Raw genomic sequence first — 12,377 nt, forward strand, 5'->3', positions numbered from 1 at the left:
AATACTTGGGGGCCCGCGGGCTTGCGCCCGGCGGACCCCCACCCCCCAATGATTCCCCCCGGAATCGGCTCCCACGCGTGGTCGCCGCAGATAGCTTTGTACACCGCGCGATAAGTGTCCAGGGATTTGCCGACAGGATCTCCAGATAATTTGTCGGTGAAATGCGGTCAAGTTCAGTTCAACTGATCAGTAGAACATCAGAGAGGGTCCCGATGTCCGGCTCGTCCCAGTTGGTGCTCCCCACCAGCACCTCGCTGCACCGCCTGCTGAACATGCCCGGTGCACTACTGGATACCACGATGGACCAGCTCAGGACCCTTTTGACCGTTCACGAGACCCGTTCGGCCCTGCGTGCCGCCCGCGCGTTGGGACGGGAGCAGTCGAGCGTGCAGAAGCAGCTCGACACGTTGAACAGGAACTTCCTGGAACTGTGCGGCGAAGCGCTCGTCGTGAAGCAGGGACGCGGAAAAGACGTGCTGTTCACGCCCACTGGTGAGTCACTCGTCGAATTGGCGCGGGAGACGCTCGCGCAGTGGCTCGACGGAATTCACGATTGCCGCCGCAAGCTCGGCACGACCGTCACCGTCGGCACCACGCGGTACATGCTCGACACGCTCGCGAAGGCGTGGCACCACGTGGCGGACGAGTTCCGCGAGCGCGACGTCGACCTCAAGGTCGTGCACATCCGCACCAAGGACATCTGGACGAAGCTGGAGACGCAGGAGGTCGACCTCGTCTGCGGCAGCGTCGTGACGCAGGCCGGCGCCGGCTGGCAGCGGGGCGAGTTCGACGTGATCGAGTGGCGGCGCGGCGGGCTCGCGTTGCTCACGAACCTGCCCGAGACGGTTGTGGGCGAGCGCGTGCGGGTACCTCAGCTGAGGTCGATCCCGTTGGTCGTGCCGGGGGCGGGGTTGATCGCCGAGTTCCTGCGGGGCTGGTTCGGGGCCGACTACCGCCAGGGGCTCGACATCGCGGCCGAGATCGACGAGATCCAGTACGGCATCTCGCTGCTGCGCTCGAACCTCGTCCAGGGAGCCATGATCGTGACGTCTGGTTTGGGCGTGGTGGCGTCGAACAACGAGCTCCGGGAGGGAGGCGGCCTCCGGGTCGTCGAGCTCGCAGATGACTCGCTGGAGCGGCTTGTGGGCGTTTTCGCCCGAACGGACGAGCTGTCGAAGCATCCGGCCGATCACCCGCTCAACCTGCTGTGGTCGGCCTTCCAAGCAGAAGCGCCCCGGCCGTAGCCAGGGCGCTGGTGCTCGTTCTCCTACTTGTTCGCCGCGGGTGTCATGGCGTCGTGCTCAGGCGTGCGTTGCTCGACTTTGGGACGGTGCTGGGCTTTGGCCATCTTGGCCAGCCAGTTCGTCGCCTCCGAGCGGACCTTCGCCAGCTCGTCGTCGCGTGCCTGTTGCTCGTTCATCGGCCACTCCCTGCGTTCGGGGATCGCGTTCGATGGGAGCACTACCGGGCGTGTGCCCGCTAGGGCCGCCATGCTTGTGGGTGAACCTGATTGACAGCATCGCGCGCCGATGGGTTTCCCGCACCCCGACGAGGCCCTTCTAGTACCCCAGGTACCCGCCGCCCAGGTTCATGTTGACCAGACCCGGGTGGTTGTGGAAGCCGCCGTAGCGCGCGTAGGTGTAGCGAACGCCCGCGATGATGTTGTCGACCGGCGCGAGGATGTTGTCGTAGCCGGGCAGCTTGTAGGCGCGGAACGTCGGGTCGATGCACTGCATCAGGCCCTTGGACGGCGTGCCCCGCATCGCGTTGGAGTCCCAGTTGTTCACGGCGTTGGGGTTGCCGTTCGACTCCTTGATGATGATCGTGTAGATCTCGTCCATCGAGCTGTTGTCGATGTTGGTGCCGTTGGCCTGCAGGATCTTGATGGCGTCCTTGATCCAGCCCTCGATCTCGCGCTGCTTGGCGGGCTTGCGCATCTCCGCCTGGCGCTCGGCCTCGGCCTTGGCGGCCGCCTCGCGCTGGGCGTGCGAGTCCGCGGCGAGCTTCGAGGCCTGCTCGAACGTCTGCTGCGCGTACATCTGCTGCATCTGCAGGATCTGGCTGACCTTGGTGCCGGGGTTGACGTTGTGCACCGTCTGGATGTTCTGGACCTTCTGGTCGGGAACAGCACCCAGCTCGGCCGCACCCGCGGCGAGCTCCGTCGCGGGACCGCTGGTGGCGGCGTTGGCGATGGCGGCGGTGCCGGCGGCGACACCTGCGGCGACGACGATCGCGCTCACGCGGTGAGCCAGCGGGACCTTGTCGTCCTCAACGCGATGCGCGCCGGGTTTGAACTCTGCTCTGGGCACGACCGTGTACACGGTTCGGCCATCGGCCTTGCTGTGCCGGGCCAAGGGGGAGCCTCCTGCGTCGGGGAGCTTGGTCTCCGGCGAACCCGGGCGGGGGACTCTGGGCGGACGAAGGACCCTAGTAGCTGCAGTTCCTGTGTCCTGCCGGTGACCAAACCGTTATCGGCGGGCGAGAACGTAACCTCGCGTCACGAGCACAGGCAAGCCTGAGCGCCCGTTGGGTGACTCTCGTCACGTTTCCGATGAGTTGGGCTATCCGTTGCTGACGGACAGTCAGCGAGCCGTGTTCGGTTTTCGTGAGTTCATCGTTGCCTCCTGACGAACTGACGGAGCTGTCTGTTGGTTCGCTGCTAGCCCGGCTCTCGTTATGGGTTACGTCCACGACCACGCGATCGAGTTAATCGATCACGCTTCGTGATTGTTTCGGGGTGCGGTGTCGCTGACCTGCGGGGACCTGATAGCGGGACAGCGTGTTTCTGGGGTCTGCTCAGGTGTACGGAGAGAACGCGCTTCCGGTTCACCCGATGTTGTGGGTTAACGGTTGCGCTTCTGCTCCAAGGCCTTGAGCACCCAGTCCGCGCTGTCGCCGGCGCTGTCGTTGAAGGCGAGCGCGGCCGCCGGTTGGTGCCAGTGCACCTCGTTGACGACGGCTTGGAAGAGCTCCAAGAGCCCGGGCCCCTTCCGGATGCCACCGCCGACCACGACCACGTCGTACGGCTTGCTTCCGAGCTTCTCGGTGAGCTTGGCCTGGGCGCGCCCGTCGAGTTCGTCGAAGTCGATGAGGAAGAGGTCCTCGGCGAGGCCCAGCTCGGCGAACCGCCTGCTGCCCTGCGCGATGGCGGCGGCGACCGGCTCGGGGTCGTAGCCGGGGATGGTGTGCGGGTCGAAGCCGATCACGAGGACGTCGGTCATCCAGTGACGCTACTGCTCGTGCCAGAGGCCGGCGACGAGCTCTTGCAGGAGCTCCAAGACCCGCGGCCGGTCGAAGGGGAGGTCGGCGATCAGATGGGACGCCTCGCGCACCTCGCACTCGATGCGGAGTGTCCGGAGGGGGATCTTCGTCTCGTCGGCGATGAGGGCGAGCACGGCGTGCATGTGCGGGCCGCTGAACCGGGCCAGGAAGAACCAGTCGTCGAGCGGGTCGCCGAAGCGGGCCCACTCGAAGTCCAGCAGGGCCGTGAGCTCGACGCCGTTCGCGAGCCAGTTGTCCCAGTGGCAGTCGGCGTGGACCGGGACGGTGGTCCGCACGTGCAGCGGCGCGCGGGACGCGATCTCACTCAGGCCGTCGGCCACGTCCGGTGGGACTGATTCCTTCTCGATCGCGGTGACGAACGCGTCCCGGCCGGCGAACCCGCCGTGGTCGAGAACCTCGCCGAGGACCCGTTCGGCGGGCGGCGGGGGCGCCCAGGCGTGCAGTGCTTTGAGGCGCTGGATCGCCTGCCTCGCGAGGACGAGCGCGTCCTGTTCGCTGACACCGGGGAGCCCCATGCCGGGCGCGGCGCCGGGTGCGCGGGAGTAGCAGGCATAGCGGACGTCGCCCTGTCGACCGCTCACCAGGAGTGGCGCCGTGATGCCGGACGGAAGATGGGGTGCGAGGGCGATTTCGCGGTCCAGCCGCGTGTGGTCGTCCGCGGCGATGAGCTTCACCACGACGTCGGCGCCCACGTGCACCTGGTGGGAGCGGCTGCTGACCGGGGTCAGCGGGCCGGGATCTCGTCCGAGGGCCTCCTCGGCGACGGCGCGAGCGTCCATGCCTTCGAGGCTTTCACGCCGTTCTCAACGATCCTGGCCGGCCAACCGACCAACCCGTTGTTGTCCGCCTGGTCGGTGAAGTGGAACGAGAGGATTTCCGAAACGTTCGACGTCGTCGGTCCGCCGGGCACGTTCGTCGCAACACTCCCGCGAGGCAGAAAATCTATGGTGACGGGAGTAGACATCCCACGCTGAGCAGATGTAATCTTCTCTTCGTTGGAAGAGAGACAACATGACACGGGAGATGACGAACTACCCGTGAGCTCGATCGCAAGACGGTCAGGTGCTCCGGAGCTGCATTTCGAAGGCTTCGGACAGGCGACCGGAGGCAGCCGGTGAGCAACACCAGAAGTACGCAGGAACCCGGAACCGGCAGCCGCTCGATCAGCAAGTGCAAGACGCAGTCGAAGCAAGTGCAGGACGGTCAGATGCGCCGGAGCCGATCGGCGAAAGGGTTCCGGCAGGTGACCGAGGGCTGTCGGTGGAAGTGAAGCCGGCACGTGCATGAGGTCCGGTGCCGACAGCCACGTGAGAAAAGTAGTGATCAGAGGAGAAGGGAAGGGTTGCACACCATCGGATCGCCCGCCTTCGGCTGAACTCGGCCGGACGGGTACCGCGGTTCCATCAGATTGGAAGGTGGTCTTCGGTTACGCACACGCGATCCCCGCTTCACCCGCTACCGACAGGGGTCATGCGGACAGAGAGAGCCGATCTCACGGTCGGCTAGGTGGAAGTGAAACCCAACAACCCTGGGGCCCCGGTGCTACGGCACCGGGGCCCCTCGTGACGCGGAGGCGCGATGACCCCAGGTAGTCCTGAGAGAGCGGACAACGAGCCGCAGACCACAGCCGAGAAGTTCGACGACGAGCACTACCCCGCCTACACGATGGGCCGGGCCGCGGAACTGCTCAACACCTCGGCGAACTTCCTGCGCAGCCTCGACGAGGTGAAACTCATCGAGCCGCAACGCTCGGCCGGCGGGCACCGTCGCTACAGCCGCCACCAACTGCGTCTGGCCGCCCGTGTCCGCGCCCTGGTCGACCAGGGCACCGGCCTGGACGCCGCCTGCCGCATCGTCACCCTGGAAGACCAGCTCCAGGAAGCGCGGGCGCTCAACGCCAAGCACATGGCCGCGTCAGCACCCGAGGAGCCGCACCCGCCGTTGCGGGGCGTGTGAGCACATCCGAGGACCGGACGTCGACGCGACGCTGAGCCCATCACGGGACCGTGCTCGCGAATCGTGTCGACATCCGGCATCGCACAACCGGCACCGCACAACGGCGGCGCCCAGCGGAAGCCCGGTTCGGGCCCCCTAAAGGAACTGCGTGGGCGAGGTCCAATGAGGTTGAAGTGTTTCCGACGCTTGATCACCAGATCGGAGACAGCGACCGAACACGGAGTGGCGGCGATCGACGTCCATCGACTGACCGGACCGCTGCGGGGGGATCATGGCCCGGGGTCTCCCCCAGGCCATCACCTTGCTACGACGGGATCTTGTCGGCGATGATGTCGATCTTCTCCACCTGCGGCTCGGAGAAGAGGACCCCGGTGTTGGGCCCGAGGGCCTGACCCACACCTCCGGCGAGGTGGGCGTCCCGGGCTTCGTCGTCGGGGAACACGTCGTACACGCCGAACGTCGAGGGCCCGAACTGGATGGCGAACCACGCGACGGTGCCCGGCTCCTCCATCACGATCGACCGCGCCTGGGTGAGGAACTCCGCGAGCTCGGCTTCCTTGCCCGGTAGTGCCTCGAGACGTACGAGAAGTGCTTTGGTCAACATGAGTCGGACTCCTTCGGATGGGAGGTACGCGGTTGGGGTCGCGGCCACGGTTCTCAGGCGCACCGGTCGCCTGCGTCCCCGTGAACACGTGTTCTCGACGCGCCGGAGCCAGATGACTGATCCGCTCAGCCGTGGTGCGGCATCGAGAGCGCCGTCAGCTCGACTCGCGAGTGGATGTCGAGCTCGTGGTAGAGGCGCTCGAGGTGGGCGCCCACCGTGTGGTGGGCGACGTGGAGCTTCTCCGCGATGCTGCGATCGGTCATTCCTGCAGCCACGCAGGGGACGACGCACCGCTCGGCGTCGGTGAGCGACGCCCAGCCGCGGTCCGTGCCGGCCTGGCTGTCTTCGTCCACCTTGACCGTGGATGACCGGGTCGCCGCACCGGAAGCTGCACCAGCCGTGTACTCCGCAGGGTGCACGGACCGGAGTTGTCGATCACGGTGAGATCCAGCAGCACCATGGCGTGAGTGCGAAGAACCTCGACGAGGTGGTCGAAGGCCGATTCGTGGAGGAACAGGTCATCGCGGGCGGGGCGCCGGGCAGCACCCACGACATCTCGTCGGCAGCCCGGAGAAGGTCGAAGTTGTCGTCGATCGCCGCGCATGCCCCAGGCCAGGCTGTCCCCACGACGCGATCCCGGACCGGCGCAGCCTCCATGCCGTCTGTCAGGCACAGACACTTGTCGCCGCGCCGCAGCCCTTCCTCCAGGAAGGGGAACAACAGTGTTTCGCGCTCGCCGGGCGTGAGCAGAGGGCGCGGAAGCGGGTCCCAGGGCTGCTCCCCCGACTCCGGGATGACGAGGCGCGAACCGTTCATGGTGGCCCCCGTCAGCGAGTCTCGGAGAAGAATCCGACGGTACCCGCATTTGGCGCAGGCTGCCGCCCCGGTCGGTCGAGTCCTGCGGGGGCAGGCGATCGGCAGGTGCTCGCAAGGTCGAATCGACGCCTGCGGCCCGCGAGGTGGGAGCAGGCCGGGCATGCGGTCGAGGTCCTGATGAAGGTTTACGCGCGAGTGCTGGACGGTCAGCGGGAGACGTCGAACTGCAAGATCGACGGCACGTTGAACGAACTGACCGACTCGGCCCGGCAGGTGCCTGACGTCGATCAGTTGCGTCCCGTGGACCGTGACAACAACCGTCGTTCGGTGCCGGTCAGTGGCGGACGCGTCTTACCGCCGAAAACAGATCAGCGCTGGTCAGAACCCATTTCAAGGCTCCGACCAGCGCCGGTCTGAAGGACTGCGTGGGCGAGGTCAGCCGCGCAGTTCCATCGTGCAGCACTTCGGGCCGCCGCCCGACTTGCGCAACTCCGAGATGTCCACGAACACGGGCTCGAACCCGCGACGAGCCACCTGCTCGGCCAGATGAACGGCCTCCACAGGCATCACGACGTGCTTGCCGTCCGAAACGGCGTTGAGACCCAGGCAGACGGCGTCGTCGTCGTTGGCGATCACCGCGTCCGGGAACAGGCGCCTCAAGACCTGCTGCGAGCCGGGAGAGAACGCCTCCGGGTAGTAGGCGACCAGAGGCGAAGAAGACTGGTCGTCGAGCATGAACAGGGCCACGTCGAGGTGGTAGAAGCGCGGGTCCACGAGCTGCAGCGAGACGACGGGGACGCCCAGCACCTCTTGGGCCTCGGAATGCGCGAGAGGGTCCGTGCGGAAGCCCGTGCCGGCCAGCAGCAGCGAGCCGGTCCACGTGAAGTCGCCCTCCGCCTCGTTCACGGCGGTGGGCATGACGACGGACTTGTAGCCCGCGCCCAGGAACCAACGGCGGAAGTGGTCCGCCTCGGCCGAGCGCTGGGCGGCGCGGAAACGGGAGCCCAGGACCCTGCCGTCGATGACGGTGCCGCTGTTGGCCGAGAAGACCATGTCCGGCAGGCCGGGCACGGGCTCGATGACCTGGACGTCGTGTCCCAGGCGCTCGTAGGTCTCCTTCAGGGCGGTCCACTGCTCCACGGCCAGCGTCGTGCTGGTGGGCTGGGTGGGGTCCATCCACGGGTTGATGGCGTACTCCACCGTGAAGTACGTCGGCGGGCACATCAGGTACCGACGGGTGGTCGGCACGCGCGTCGGCGCGAGGGGCTGCGCGATGTCGAGCGTGATCGGCTCGCCGGGCCCGGAGATGGAGACGGTCATGGATCGAAATGTAAAGGGCCGTTGGACCAACGAACAACGCCGCGACATTGCGTTGATTAGGGCAGAATGTTGCGTGTGGACAGCATCGACCAGCGAATCATTTCGTGCCTGATGGCCAACGCCCGTTCCAGCTACGCGGAGATCGGCAAGGAGGTCGGGCTGAGTGCTCCCGCGGTGAAGCGGCGGGTGGACAAACTGCTGGACACGGGGGTGTTGCGGGGGTTCACGGCGGTGGTGGACCCGGAGGCGCTCGGGTGGGGTACCGAGGCCTTCGTCGAGGTGCACTGCAAGGGGAACGTCGCGCCCCACGACATCCAGCACCGGCTCGAGCCCATGGCCGAGGTCAGCGCCGCCTACACGGTGTCGGGGGCGGCGGACGCGATCGTGCACCTGCGGGCGGCGGACATCCACCACCTCGAGACGGCTCTGGAGCGGCTGCGGGCCGTGGAGATCATCGACCGGACCGTGTCGACGGTCGTGCTGTCCCGGCTCCTGGACCGGCCGATCGCGCCCTAGGGTGCGGTCCATGGCTGAGGTTCTGCTGGAGCACCACGACTCCGTCGCCGTGATCACGATCAACGATCCGGACCGGCGCAACGCACTGACGATCGACCTGTCGCAGCAGCTCGCGGACAAGGTCGAGGAGGCGGAGAAGAGCGCCAACGCGCTGATCGTCACGGGCGCGCCGCCCGCGTTCTGCGCGGGCGCGGACCTCACGCAGCTCGGCAGTTCCAAGGACGAGGGTCTGAAGCGGATCTACCAGGGCTTCCTCGCGGTGGCGAACGCCACCGTTCCGACGATCGCCGCGGTCAACGGCGCGGCGGTCGGCGCCGGGCTCAACCTCGCGCTGGCCGCCGACGTGCGCGTGGCCGGGCCGAAAGCGCGGTTCGACGCGCGGTTCCTGCAGCTCGGCATCCACCCCGGCGGTGGCATGACGTGGATGTTGCAACGCCTCACGAACCCGCAGACGGCCACGGCGATGACCTTGCTGGGGCAGATCCTCGACGCGGACGAGGCCGTGCGGCTGGGACTCGCCTACGCGAAGGCCGAGGACCCGCTGGCACTCGCGAAGGAGCTCGCGAAGGCGGCCGCCGAGGCGCCGGCGGGACTCGTCCGGACCATCAAGGCCACCATGCGCCTGACCGATGCAATGCACGACCACGCGGAGGCGGTCGAGACGGAGCTGCGCCCACAGGTCGCTTCGATCGACACTCCAGAGTTCGCTGCGAGGCTTGCCGCGATGAAGGCTCGGATCAGCGGGCGGTAGGTGTTACCTTGGGTAACAGGTATCGAGGGTGACGTCCGCCGCATTCGGGTATGCGCAGGTAGTGGTGTGCTTACCGTTGAGTTAAGGACCCGTTGCGGCAGATGGGACAGTTCGTCTCGCCTGGTGGTACACGGCCCGTCTCGCGGGCGGTCCTGGCGACTACCCTCGTGGTGGGGCACGGCCACCCTTGGAGAGAGGTATCGGCGTAGGAATGAGCACTGAGACCCGCAAGCTGGATCGCGTTGTGATCCGCTTCGCCGGCGACTCCGGTGACGGCATGCAGCTCACCGGAGACCGGTTCACGTCGGAAGCGGCGGCGTTCGGCAACGACCTCGCCACGCAGCCCAACTTCCCCGCCGAGATCCGCGCACCACAGGGGACCCTGCCCGGTGTGTCGTCGTTCCAGCTGCACTTCGCCGACTACGACATCCTGACGCCCGGCGACCGTCCCGACGTCCTCGTCGCGATGAACCCGGCCGCGCTCAAGGCGAACGTGGGCGAACTGCCGGACGGCGGCATCCTCATCGTCAACACCGACGAGTTCTCGAAGCGGAACCTGACGAAGGTCGGCTACGACTCGAACCCGCTCGAGGACGACTCGCTCGAGAAGTTCCAGGTCCACAAGATCGCCATGGCCACGCTGACCATCGGCGCCCTGGAGGAGACCGGCCTCGGCAAGAAGGACGCCGAACGCGCGAAGAACATGTTCGCGCTCGGCCTCCTGTCGTGGATGTACCACCGGCCGACCGAGGGCACGGAACGGTTCCTGCGCGAGAAGTTCGCGAAGAAGCCCGACATCGCCGAGGCCAACGTCCTGGCGTTCCGCGCCGGCTGGAACTACGGCGAGACGACCGAGGCCTTCGCCGTCACCTACGAGGTGGCGCCCGCGAAGCTCAACGTCGGCACCTACCGCCAGATCACCGGCAACACGGCGACGGCGTACGGCATCGTCGCGGCCGCGCAGCTGTCGAAGCTGCCCGTCGTGCTCGGCACGTACCCGATCACGCCGGCGTCGGACATCCTGCACGAACTGAGCAAGCACAAGAACTTCGACATCACCACGGTGCAGGCCGAGGACGAGATCGCGGGCATCGGCATCGCCCTCGGCGCGTCCTACGGCGGCGCGCTCGGCGTGACGTCGACGTCGGGGCCCGGCATCGCGCTGAAGTCGGAGACCATCGGCCTCGCCGTCATGACCGAACTGCCGCTGCTCGTGATCGACGTGCAGCGCGGTGGCCCGTCCACCGGTCTGCCGACGAAGACCGAGCAGGCCGACTTGCTGCAGGCGATGTTCGGCCGCAACGGCGAGTCGCCGGTGCCGATCGTGGCGCCGCAGTCCCCCTCGGACTGCTTCGACGCCGTCGTCGACGCGTGCCGGATCGCGCTGAAGTACCGCACGCCGGTGCTGTTCCTGTCCGACGGCGCGGTGGCGAACGGCTCCGAGCCGTGGATGATCCCGGACGTCGAGTCGCTGCCGGACCTCACCGTCGAGTTCGCGACGGACCCCGAGAACTTCCAGCCGTACTCCCGTGATCCGGAGACGCTGGCCCGTCCGTGGGCCGTGCCGGGCACCCCTGGTCTGCAGCACCGCATCGGCGGTCTGGAGAAGCAGGACATCACCGGCAACATCTCCTACGACCCCGAGAACCACGACAAGATGGTGCGCCTGCGCCAGGCCAAGATCGACGGCATCGAGGTGCCGGACGTCGAGGTCGAGGACCCGGACGGCAACGCCAGGGTGCTCGTCGTGGGCTGGGGTTCGTCGTACGGCCCGATCGGCGCGGCGGCACGGCGGGTCCGCAAGCTCGGACTCCCGGTCGCGCACGCGCACCTGCGCCACCTCAACCCGTTCCCCAAGAACCTGGGCGAGGTGCTCCGCAAGTACGACAAGGTGATCGTGCCGGAAATGAACCTGGGCCAGCTGGCGTTGCTGCTGAGGGCGAAGTACCTGGTGGACGCCGTGTCCTACACCAAGGTGCAGGGCCTGCCCTTCAAGGCGGAAGAGCTGCAGGACGTGCTCGCTGACGTGATCAAGGGGGTGTCGGCGTGACTGCCATCGACCTCGGAATCCCGGGCCTGACCGGAGTTCCCACCACCGACGAGAAGCAGACGGCCAGGGACTACAAGTCCGACCAGGAAGTCCGCTGGTGCCCCGGCTGTGGCGACTACATCGTGCTCAACACCATGCAGTCGTTCCTGCCGTCGCTCGGTCTCAAGCGCGAGAACATCGTGTTCGTCTCGGGCATCGGGTGCTCGTCCCGCTTCCCGTACTACATGAACACGTACGGCATGCACTCCATCCACGGCCGTGCGCCGGCCATCGCCACGGGTCTCGCCGTGGCGCGGCCCGACCTGAGCGTGTGGGTGGTGACCGGTGACGGCGACGCGCTGTCCATCGGCGGCAACCACCTGATCCACACGTTGCGCCGCAACGTGAACCTCAAGATCCTGCTGTTCAACAACAGGATCTACGGCCTCACCAAGGGCCAGTACTCGCCCACCTCCGAGGAGGGCAAGGTCACCAAGTCGACCCCGCTCGGGTCGCTCGACCACCCGTTCAACCCGGTGTCGCTGGCGCTGGGCGCGGAGGCCTCGTTCGTCGGTCGCGCGCTGGACTCGGACAAGGCCGGTCTGACCTCGGTGCTGCGCCAGGCCGCGGAGCACCGCGGGTCGGCGCTCGTGGAGATCTACCAGAACTGCCCGATCTTCAACGACGGCGCGTTCGACGTGCTGAAGGACGCGGACGAGGCGCAGCGGCGGATCATCAACGTCGTCGACGGCGAGCCGATCCGGTTCGGTCGTGAGGGCGAGTACTGCGTGGTGCGCGAGGGTTTCGGGCTTGCGGTCGCCAAGTCGGCGGACGTGGACGCGTCCGACATCGTGGTGCACGACGCGTCGGACCTGAACCTGTCGTTCGCGCTCTCGCGGCTGTCGACGCAGGACCTCACGCACACCGTCACCGGCGTTTTCCGGCGTGCGGACCGCCCGACGTACGACGACGGCGTGCGGGCGCAGGTGGGCGCGGCCAAGGCCGCCAAGCCCGCGGACCTCAGCAAGCTGTTGCACGGCAAGGACACCTGGACCGTGGTCGGCTAGACCCCAGAACAACGAGAGGCCCCCATCGAACGCGGT

Annotated in this window: 15 protein-coding genes; 7 read left to right on the forward strand and 8 right to left on the reverse strand. The window is 67.2% G+C overall.

The features are described 5' to 3' along the window. The first annotated feature begins 212 nt into the window (after window positions 1-212). Entirely contained in the window at window positions 213-1,244 is a 1,032-nt protein-coding gene (locus BMY74_RS14145; protein ID WP_089915458.1) for a LysR family transcriptional regulator, read from the forward strand. Between the two features lie 23 nt (window positions 1,245-1,267). On the opposite strand, the gene BMY74_RS45035 is transcribed toward BMY74_RS14145, so the two are convergent. From BMY74_RS45035 to BMY74_RS14160, 4 genes are all read right to left on the reverse strand, one after another. Then, window positions 1,268-1,420 carry a hypothetical protein gene (locus BMY74_RS45035; RefSeq protein WP_177229733.1) on the reverse strand — a complete coding sequence of 51 codons (153 nt, stop codon included), beginning with the start codon at window positions 1,418-1,420 and terminating at the stop codon, window positions 1,268-1,270. Between the two features lie 139 nt (window positions 1,421-1,559). Then, on the reverse strand, window positions 1,560-2,240 hold the full coding sequence (locus tag BMY74_RS46820; RefSeq protein WP_342716840.1) for a transglycosylase SLT domain-containing protein: 681 nt from the start codon (window positions 2,238-2,240) through the stop codon (window positions 1,560-1,562). Between the two features lie 603 nt (window positions 2,241-2,843). After that, the gene (locus BMY74_RS14155; protein WP_089915461.1) at window positions 2,844-3,221 is read right to left on the reverse strand and encodes a hypothetical protein; all 378 of its coding nucleotides are present in this window, start codon (window positions 3,219-3,221) and stop codon (window positions 2,844-2,846) included. A 9-nt stretch (window positions 3,222-3,230) separates the two neighbouring features. Then, on the reverse strand, window positions 3,231-4,061 hold the full coding sequence (locus tag BMY74_RS14160) for a phosphotransferase family protein (RefSeq protein WP_089915464.1): 831 nt from the start codon (window positions 4,059-4,061) through the stop codon (window positions 3,231-3,233). 799 nt (window positions 4,062-4,860) lie between these two features. On the opposite strand from BMY74_RS14160, the gene BMY74_RS14170 reads away from it, so the two are divergent. Continuing rightward, window positions 4,861-5,238, forward strand: coding sequence for a MerR family transcriptional regulator (locus BMY74_RS14170; protein WP_089915469.1), 378 nt, complete (start codon window positions 4,861-4,863; stop codon window positions 5,236-5,238). A 304-nt stretch (window positions 5,239-5,542) separates the two neighbouring features. Here the strand turns inward: BMY74_RS14170 and BMY74_RS14175 are convergent, their stop codons facing one another. From BMY74_RS14175 to BMY74_RS14185, 3 genes are all read right to left on the reverse strand, one after another. Further along, window positions 5,543-5,842, reverse strand: a complete 300-nt coding sequence (locus tag BMY74_RS14175; protein ID WP_089915472.1) for a putative quinol monooxygenase — start codon at window positions 5,840-5,842, stop codon at window positions 5,543-5,545. A gap of 125 nt (window positions 5,843-5,967) precedes the next feature. Then, window positions 5,968-6,195 carry a helix-turn-helix domain-containing protein gene (locus BMY74_RS45710; protein WP_218159616.1) on the reverse strand — a complete coding sequence of 76 codons (228 nt, stop codon included), beginning with the start codon at window positions 6,193-6,195 and terminating at the stop codon, window positions 5,968-5,970. A gap of 82 nt (window positions 6,196-6,277) precedes the next feature. After that, on the reverse strand, window positions 6,278-6,658 hold the full coding sequence (locus BMY74_RS14185) for a DEAD/DEAH box helicase family protein (RefSeq protein ID WP_089915478.1): 381 nt from the start codon (window positions 6,656-6,658) through the stop codon (window positions 6,278-6,280). Window positions 6,659-6,835: 177 nt separating this feature from the next. Between BMY74_RS14185 and BMY74_RS44195 the strand changes: the two genes are divergently transcribed. Then, window positions 6,836-7,075: a hypothetical protein gene (locus BMY74_RS44195; RefSeq protein ID WP_143091567.1), complete on the forward strand. Its 240-nt coding sequence runs from the start codon at window positions 6,836-6,838 to the stop codon at window positions 7,073-7,075. An 18-nt stretch (window positions 7,076-7,093) separates the two neighbouring features. On the opposite strand, the gene ddaH is transcribed toward BMY74_RS44195, so the two are convergent. After that, window positions 7,094-7,978: a dimethylargininase gene (gene ddaH, locus BMY74_RS14190; RefSeq protein ID WP_089915481.1), complete on the reverse strand. Its 885-nt coding sequence runs from the start codon at window positions 7,976-7,978 to the stop codon at window positions 7,094-7,096. A 75-nt stretch (window positions 7,979-8,053) separates the two neighbouring features. On the opposite strand from ddaH, the gene BMY74_RS14195 reads away from it, so the two are divergent. From BMY74_RS14195 to BMY74_RS14210, 4 genes are all read left to right on the forward strand, one after another. Further along, window positions 8,054-8,494, forward strand: coding sequence for an Lrp/AsnC family transcriptional regulator (locus BMY74_RS14195; protein ID WP_089915782.1), 441 nt, complete (start codon window positions 8,054-8,056; stop codon window positions 8,492-8,494). 10 nt (window positions 8,495-8,504) lie between these two features. Continuing rightward, window positions 8,505-9,245, forward strand: a complete 741-nt coding sequence (locus BMY74_RS14200) for an enoyl-CoA hydratase (RefSeq protein WP_089915785.1) — start codon at window positions 8,505-8,507, stop codon at window positions 9,243-9,245. 211 nt (window positions 9,246-9,456) lie between these two features. After that, the gene (locus tag BMY74_RS14205; RefSeq protein ID WP_089915483.1) at window positions 9,457-11,295 is read left to right on the forward strand and encodes a 2-oxoacid:acceptor oxidoreductase subunit alpha; all 1,839 of its coding nucleotides are present in this window, start codon (window positions 9,457-9,459) and stop codon (window positions 11,293-11,295) included. Next, the gene (locus tag BMY74_RS14210) at window positions 11,292-12,341 is read left to right on the forward strand and encodes a 2-oxoacid:ferredoxin oxidoreductase subunit beta (RefSeq protein ID WP_089915486.1); all 1,050 of its coding nucleotides are present in this window, start codon (window positions 11,292-11,294) and stop codon (window positions 12,339-12,341) included. Before BMY74_RS14205 ends, BMY74_RS14210 begins: the two co-directional genes overlap by 4 nt. Window positions 12,342-12,377: the final 36 nt, after the last annotated feature.

It is taken from the genome of Lentzea albida (assembly GCF_900111005.1).
Taxonomy (GTDB): domain Bacteria; phylum Actinomycetota; class Actinomycetes; order Mycobacteriales; family Pseudonocardiaceae; genus Lentzea; species Lentzea albida.

Excerpts from the sequence above, each read along its gene's own strand:
- BMY74_RS14145 (WP_089915458.1), top strand. The coding sequence starts at position 213 with ATGTCCGGCTCGTCCCAGTTGGTGCTCCCCACCAGCACCTCGCTGCAC.
- BMY74_RS45035 (WP_177229733.1), bottom strand. The coding sequence starts at position 1,420 with ATGAACGAGCAACAGGCACGCGACGACGAGCTGGCGAAGGTCCGCTCG.
- BMY74_RS14155 (WP_089915461.1), bottom strand. The coding sequence starts at position 3,221 with ATGACCGACGTCCTCGTGATCGGCTTCGACCCGCACACCATCCCCGGC.
- BMY74_RS14160 (WP_089915464.1), bottom strand. The coding sequence starts at position 4,061 with ATGGACGCTCGCGCCGTCGCCGAGGAGGCCCTCGGACGAGATCCCGGC.
- BMY74_RS14170 (WP_089915469.1), top strand. The coding sequence starts at position 4,861 with ATGACCCCAGGTAGTCCTGAGAGAGCGGACAACGAGCCGCAGACCACA.
- BMY74_RS14175 (WP_089915472.1), bottom strand. The coding sequence starts at position 5,842 with ATGTTGACCAAAGCACTTCTCGTACGTCTCGAGGCACTACCGGGCAAG.
- BMY74_RS14185 (WP_089915478.1), bottom strand. The coding sequence starts at position 6,658 with ATGAACGGTTCGCGCCTCGTCATCCCGGAGTCGGGGGAGCAGCCCTGG.
- BMY74_RS44195 (WP_143091567.1), top strand. The coding sequence starts at position 6,836 with ATGAAGGTTTACGCGCGAGTGCTGGACGGTCAGCGGGAGACGTCGAAC.
- ddaH (WP_089915481.1), bottom strand. The coding sequence starts at position 7,978 with ATGACCGTCTCCATCTCCGGGCCCGGCGAGCCGATCACGCTCGACATC.
- BMY74_RS14200 (WP_089915785.1), top strand. The coding sequence starts at position 8,505 with ATGGCTGAGGTTCTGCTGGAGCACCACGACTCCGTCGCCGTGATCACG.
- BMY74_RS14205 (WP_089915483.1), top strand. The coding sequence starts at position 9,457 with ATGAGCACTGAGACCCGCAAGCTGGATCGCGTTGTGATCCGCTTCGCC.